Source organism: Corynebacterium sp. NPDC060344, from assembly GCF_042725215.1.
Taxonomy (GTDB): Bacteria; Actinomycetota; Actinomycetes; order Mycobacteriales; family Mycobacteriaceae; genus Corynebacterium.
The window spans coordinates 1-6,006 of sequence record NZ_JBHXCS010000021.1 but is presented as its reverse complement, the minus strand read 5'-3'; the positions used below and the strand labels follow the sequence as shown (position 1 = coordinate 6,006).

Genomic DNA, 6,006 nt, shown 5'->3' with positions numbered 1-6,006 from the left:
GACTCCAGCGAGCCCTGTCCCTGGGCGTCGTCCTCGGGAACGCCTCCGGTCAGGTCTCCGATCCGGCCGAGGAGTTCGAACGGCGTGACGTTCTCGCCGCCCGCGGTTTTCAGGTCGGCGCGGGCGAGTTCGAGCGCCGGCGCCTTGCCGTCCTGCGTCTTGGCGATGTACTCGGCGAGGTCGTTCGCGTCGCGCTCGGTGTGCAGCCGCTTGAAGTCGACGCCGTGGCCCTTGCCCTCGCACGGGCAGTCGGCCCGTTCGCAGTCGTCCGTCGGCCGGAACTTCGGATTGATGCCCTGGAGGGTGCGGGTCCAGGTCGCGCGCCAGTGGTCTTCCCACTCGGTGAGCCGGTCCTCGGCAGGCGTGAAGGCGCCCGTGATCCTCTTGGCCGCCTTCTCTCCGGTGGTCCGGCCGCCGACGAGGACGATCGCGTGGATGTGCGGGTGCCAGCCGTGGGCCTGACCCACGGTCACCTCCGTCGCGCGGATCATCCCGAGGTAGCCGATCCGGTCGCGGATGCCCTCCTGGTCCTTCGCCCGGCAGCCGTCGCTGACCTTCCGTCCGGCCCACGTGCCGCCCGTGATGAGCCGCTGGTAGGCGCCGGGGCGCCGGGGGGTGTCCTCGGTTTTGCGGGTGCCCTGGAGAGCGTCCATGAGGTCGGCGAGCGCGTCCTTGTACGCGTGGCGGGCGGTGAAGGTCACCAGGTAGGCGGTCCCGCCCTGTTGGAGCCAGGTGACCACGGCCTGGGTGATCTCCTCGGCGCGGCGGTGGCGGATCACGGCGGCGCAGACCGGGCAGAGCCAGATCCGCCCGCACCGCATGAGGCCGAGGACCACGGAGGTTCCGGCAGCGGTCTGGGCGACGATCACGCCGGACGCGGGGTCCATCAGGGCCCGGCCGCAGCCCTTGCACGCGGAGTCGCCGGTGATCCGCCATAGGGTCCGGCGCCGGGTGTACCGCGCCGCTTTGCGCAAGCGGGCGGCGTCGCTTCGCGACTGCCCTTCCGAGAGGCTGTCGCCTCTCGGGCTCTCCCCATCCACCCCGTCCGGAGAAACCGCAGGTCGGCGGGGTGCGGGAAACTCTGTTGTTTCTTTCCCAAGCTGTCCGGGGTTGCTGCCGGACGTCATCCCGCGCTGAATTGCGCGCTTCGCGGCCTTCCGGCAGCGGTCCGAGCAGTAGACACGCGGCACTTTGCCCGGAATATGGGCAATCGGCGTGCCGCAGTGGCAGCGGGGGCCGCTGCTGTTCCGCGTGGCGGCACGCGGAGGTTCGGGGGTTGCAGACGCTGACGCGTCCCGTACGCTGGACACAGACGAGTCCCTTGGTTGTGGAGACCGGGTGGACGTCAGAAGCGGTCAGGGATTAGGCCCCCTGGCCGTTTCGCATTTCCTGGAGAGAATCCAAGCACCTTTCGTGCCCGGTGTTCCCCCCGGCACGCGACACGGCCCTTGGGGCTGTTGGGGTTTGACGGACCGAAGAAAGCCCCGCCAGCCGAAAAGGCCGGCGGGGCTTCGGTGTTACGCGGCTTCGACCGTCCACTCCCACGACTCGCCGTCGGCGGCAGCGCGGGCGGCGGCGTCGGCCAGGGCGCGGGCGAGGGCCGACGCCCGCGGCTTGAGGTGCCGGGTCCGGGAGACCGTGAGCAGCTGCTCGGAGACGAGCGCGGCTTCGGCAGCAGGGAAGGTTCGGGGCTTCGGGAACTCCAGGGCGTCGACCAGTGAGGCCACGGCCTTCCGGTCGTTGTACGGCACGGAGGTCTGGACCCAGGACGCGAGGGCGGCAACCTCCTTGCGGAGGTGGTGGTCCTGCCCGAAGAAGTCGGCTCCGTGCGAGACGACCAGGCTCGGTGCCGCGTCGTGGATGGCGGGTCGGCGGGTCATGCTGCGGCTCCCATCCGGTGGGCGAGGTCGGCGAGCTGGGTGGCGGCCGCGAGGATCAACCGGACCTCAGGTGTGCCGTCGGTCAGGAGTCGGTCGGGTCCGGGCGCCGGCGGGACCGGCGCGGGGGCCGGGACCGGGCGGCGGCGCAGGGCCACCGCCAGGACCGCGAGGGCAACCACCACGGTGGCGAGGTAGGCGAGGGCGATCACGAGCCCACCGCCTCAGACGTCGTGACGCGCTTCCAGGCCGCCCGGAGCCGGGTCTCCCCGGCGCTGTGGCCCGCCCTGCGGAAGGCGAGGGCGAGGGCGTTGTACGACATCGGCGGGTTGGTGCTGGCCCGGAGCTCCGCGACGATCGCGTCGATCTGGTCGTCCGTCAGGGCGGGTGCCTCGATGGCGGCCAGTTCTTCGAAGGAGCCCCAGACGGGGAGCTGCCAGCGGGGCTGTGACGCGTCCTGTGACGCGGGTGCGACGCGCTCTGTCACGCAGGTCAGAGCCCTACCGGTGCCGTCGCCCTGCCGGACTCCGTCCAGCTCCGACCAGGCGCCGGAGAGCCTCCTGGCCGCCTTGGCCTGTGCCTCCGCGACGCGCTTCCCGGCGCCCGTCACGGCGTCGAGGCGGGTCTCCTCGGTGCCCGCCTCGGCACGGAGTTCGGCGCGGGCGATGGCCGCCTGATCGCGGGCGCCCTGCTGGATCGTGGCGATCCGGTCGAGGGCGGTCTTGGTGAGCGCGGTCCGCTCCCAGAGACCGTGCACGAGCCACAAGGCCTTGGCCGCGATCGGCAGCCAGGCGACGGCGAGCCATGCGCCGGCGGATCCGTCGGCGGTGAGCGCGTGGGCGACCAGGACGCCGGTCGCGACCGCGCCGAACGCCCACCCGACCACGGTGACCGTGGTGTTGTGGTCACCCTGAGCGGCCAGGCGCCGGTCGTACGCGAGGGTCGCGAGCCAGCCGCCGTCGATGCCGAGTCCGACGACCAGGGCGACGGGCCACGGCATCGAGTCCCCGAGCCACATCACGACCACGGCCAGGGTGAGGACCATGGACACGGCGGTCATGGCGACCGCCGGTGCGGCGGTGTAGTTGCGCTTGGGCATGGTCACTTCCCCTTCCGGATCTCGCGGATGAGCAGGTACGACACGCAGCCGCCGACCGTCACGGCGACGGCGACCAGGGCGACCGCGAGGAACAGGCCGACCAGGACGCAGGCGCAGGCGGCACCGCCCGCGATCCACGCGGCGACCTTCCCGGCGGACGATCCGCTGGCCTTCTGCGTCGAGCAGCTGCAGGCGGCGTGCGCGGCCGGGGCGGGGGTGGCCGCCTGTACGGCCTGGACCACGGCGAGGATCTGCGCGATCTGCTCGGTGTTGGTCTCCGCCGCGCGGGCGTCGGCCACGGCCTGGGCGAGGTTGGCGCTCATGCGGCGACCTCCGTACGGATCGTCGTGCCGTCCTTGGCGAGGAGCCCGCGCTTGACCAGCGCGTCGACCGCGCGGGTGACCGAGCCGGGGTTGATGCCGGTCGCCTTGGCGATGGCGGCGTTGGTCGACGTGCCGTCGATCGCGGCCTGAAGCACGGCCTTCTGGTTGTCGGTCAGGTCCTGCGGGACGGCAGCCGCGGGGGCGGCGTCCTTCACCAGACGCAGCGGCTCGGACGCCGGGGCCGGGACAGGCGCCGGCGCCTTGGCCGACCGCTGCCAGACCGGGCGGTCAGGGAGGGCGATGACGTCGGCCGGGGAGAACGCCCGGGTGCTGATCGGGTGCGGTGCCGCCTTGGGTCCGGAGCGGAGCATGGCCACGCCGGGCATCGGCAGGTCGTGGGCGTGCCAGCCGCGCTCGGTGGCGTCCTCGCCGAACACGACGCGGCTCTCGCCGGACGTGCTCAGGGCGAGGGCGGCGCGGTAAGTGATCTGGGCGCTGATCTGCGGGTCGATGCCGCCCTTGGCGTCCATGGTCGGCTTCTGCGTGGCCCAGATCAGGATGATCTCGGCGGCGCGCGCCATGCGGGCGAGTGTCGACAGGTTCTCCATGATCCGGGACCAGTCCGGGTCGCCCGGGTCGCCGTCGCCGCCCTTGGCGCGCTTCTTGCGCGCCATGGAGATGACCTCGGCTCCTTCGTCCACGAAGACCGTGATCCGGGGGCGGCGGGTGCTGATCTCGATGGTGTCCCGGCCGCGCGGGATCTCCTCCAGCCGCTCGTACATCTCAGCGACCAGTTCGTCCGTCACGCCGAGGACGTCTTCGGCGTAGATGGCGACGCGGGCGCGGTGCTCCCAGTTGATGCCTTCCACTCGCTTGGGGTCGATGACGACCAGGCGGTGGTTGGGCTCCTCGGACGCCTCCGCGAGCAGGGCCCGGGTGCTCCAGCTCTTGCCCGACCCGGAGGTCCCCGCGATCAGCATCCGGCGACCGAGCGGGACCATGACCGGCTCGCCGGTCACCGTGTCGACGCCCCACGGGTCGCCCGGCTTCCAGCCGGTCAGGTCGATGCCGTCGGCAGCGCTGCGGGTCCGCAGCGTGATCGTGGCGCGGTCGCCATGCGATCCCGAACTGATCTCCATACGCAGGGCGGTGCGGGCCCCGAGCATCGCCCGGATCTCCTCGTGCTTGGCCTTGAACGCCGACGGCTTCCACCGGCCATCAAGGCGCACCGTGGTGACCAGACCGGCCGGGGTCAGCTCGGTCGGTGCGGGCACGGTGCCCGACAGGCCTCGTTCGTCGGCGTGCTGGACCCAGTACGACGGGTCGAGGCGCTCCAGGAGGCGGCGCTCCTCCGCCGTGGCGTCGTCGTCGAGCGGCACCCGCACCTGGCGGCGGCCGACGGCGAGCAGTGCAGCGTTGAGGGCGATCAGGCTCAGCGAGCTTCCCGCCGGCCACATCGCCCAGTGCTCCGCCGACGACATCGCGTACGAGGTGATCCCAGCCGGGATCAGGTGCGCGGCGTGGGCGCGGACCGCGAGCTGGTTGAGCGTCAGCGGGTAGTTCCGGCGAGCCGACTTCAGGTCGCGGCGCGCGACCTTGGCGTGAGCGCGACCTGCCTTGTCCGCCGTCCGGGCCGCGCGGCGGCCGCCGTTGAACGGGTTGCTGCTCGCCGCCCGTGCGGCCTTCCGCTGGCTCGCGGCGGTCGCAGCCGTCGACCGCGCCGACGTGTTGGCCCGCTGAGCAGCGATCAACGCCTTCAGGTTCTCCGGGGTCCGGAGCTTCGCCCTGCGCTCGGCCTCCGTGTCCCAGCGGTGCGCGAGCGGGGCACACATCGGGGCGGCGCCGTCGAGTGCCTGGCTCGCCGCCGCTGTCGTCTTGTTGATCCGGTCCGCCGTGATCACGCGGGCCGTTTTGGTACCAGTACCGATCTTGTTCCATGCTGCTGCGTAGTCCACGAGTCGCTCCTTGGGTGGTCGTGGATCAGGGCCGGGATTGCCGTTCGCGCGGCGTTCCGGCCCGCCTGTTTTGTGGCGGTTGAGCCCGCAACCCCCGGGCCGCAACCTCCCTTGCGGGCGGTTGCGCCCCCGCAAGCCTGTGACCTGCGAGTTTCGGTGTTGCGGTGGTTTCCGGGGTGGGGCCCCTACGCGTGTGCGCGCGAGGGCCCCGGATTTTCGAGCCGTTCGGCGACCCCTCGGGAGGCGCCGCCGAACAAGACCCATACTGTGGGGGCACAGTTGCTGTGTCAAGCCATACACTGTGCTAGATCACTACTCCGGATGCTGTGATAGATCACCGCACCGTTCACCCGTCGAAGGAGCCCCGCCATGTCCTCGCTGGAGCGCACGCCTCCGTATCTCCAAGTCGTCGGCACGCTGAAGTCGAAGATCGTCAGCGGCGAACTCGCGCACGGCGACGTGCTGCCGTCCGTGCGCGAACTCGCGGCGGAGTACGGCATCTCGACTGCGACCGCGCAGAAGGTCCACCGCACGCTGAGGGCGGAAGGCCTCGCGGAAGGCCGGCAGGGTGCGGCCACCACGGTCAGCACGCGCCGGACCCTGCACCGCACCGCAGCCGACCGCCTGGAGGCGGCGCTCACTACCGGGCGGATCTACGCCGACGGCGAGTACGCCGTGATCACGGGCGCCGACCTGACCACTCCCCCCGAGTGGGTCGCGGACCTCCTGGGCGTCGAGGACGGCGGCCAGGC

General features: G+C 71.9%; 6 protein-coding genes and 1 pseudogene. 1 reads left to right on the top strand and 6 read right to left on the bottom strand.

The genetic code is table 11. The features are described from left to right. The 6 genes and pseudogenes from ACFWGD_RS12925 to ACFWGD_RS12900 all read right to left on the bottom strand — a co-directional run. Positions 1-887, bottom strand: a pseudogene (locus tag ACFWGD_RS12925) (hypothetical protein); the annotation flags it as partial. A gap of 630 nt (positions 888-1,517) precedes the next feature. Then, positions 1,518-1,880, bottom strand: a complete 363-nt coding sequence (locus ACFWGD_RS12920) for a hypothetical protein (protein ID WP_377541239.1) — start codon at positions 1,878-1,880, stop codon at positions 1,518-1,520. Further along, positions 1,877-2,089: a hypothetical protein gene (locus ACFWGD_RS12915; protein WP_377541240.1), complete on the bottom strand. Its 213-nt coding sequence runs from the start codon at positions 2,087-2,089 to the stop codon at positions 1,877-1,879. The genes ACFWGD_RS12920 and ACFWGD_RS12915 overlap by 4 nt, the downstream gene beginning before the upstream one ends. Next, entirely contained in the window at positions 2,086-2,976 is an 891-nt protein-coding gene (locus ACFWGD_RS12910) for a protein spdB (protein WP_377541241.1), read from the bottom strand. Before ACFWGD_RS12910 ends, ACFWGD_RS12915 begins: the two co-directional genes overlap by 4 nt. A 2-nt stretch (positions 2,977-2,978) precedes the next feature. Beyond that, complete coding sequence (locus ACFWGD_RS12905) at positions 2,979-3,299, bottom strand: hypothetical protein (RefSeq protein WP_377541242.1); 321 nt, start codon at positions 3,297-3,299, stop codon at positions 2,979-2,981. Next, positions 3,296-5,254, bottom strand: coding sequence for an FtsK/SpoIIIE domain-containing protein (locus ACFWGD_RS12900; protein ID WP_377541243.1), 1,959 nt, complete (start codon positions 5,252-5,254; stop codon positions 3,296-3,298). Before ACFWGD_RS12900 ends, ACFWGD_RS12905 begins: the two co-directional genes overlap by 4 nt. 369 nt (positions 5,255-5,623) lie before the next feature. On the opposite strand from ACFWGD_RS12900, the gene ACFWGD_RS12895 reads away from it, so the two are divergent. Then, on the top strand, positions 5,624-6,006 hold a 383-nt coding region (locus ACFWGD_RS12895; protein WP_377779095.1), incomplete at its 3' end, for a GntR family transcriptional regulator.

What these genes read in the sequence shown, in the direction of transcription:
- ACFWGD_RS12920 (WP_377541239.1), bottom strand. Translation starts at nt 1,880, where the DNA reads ATGACCCGCCGACCCGCCATCCACGACGCGGCACCGAGCCTGGTCGTC.
- ACFWGD_RS12910 (WP_377541241.1), bottom strand. Translation starts at nt 2,976, where the DNA reads ATGCCCAAGCGCAACTACACCGCCGCACCGGCGGTCGCCATGACCGCC.
- ACFWGD_RS12905 (WP_377541242.1), bottom strand. Translation starts at nt 3,299, where the DNA reads ATGAGCGCCAACCTCGCCCAGGCCGTGGCCGACGCCCGCGCGGCGGAG.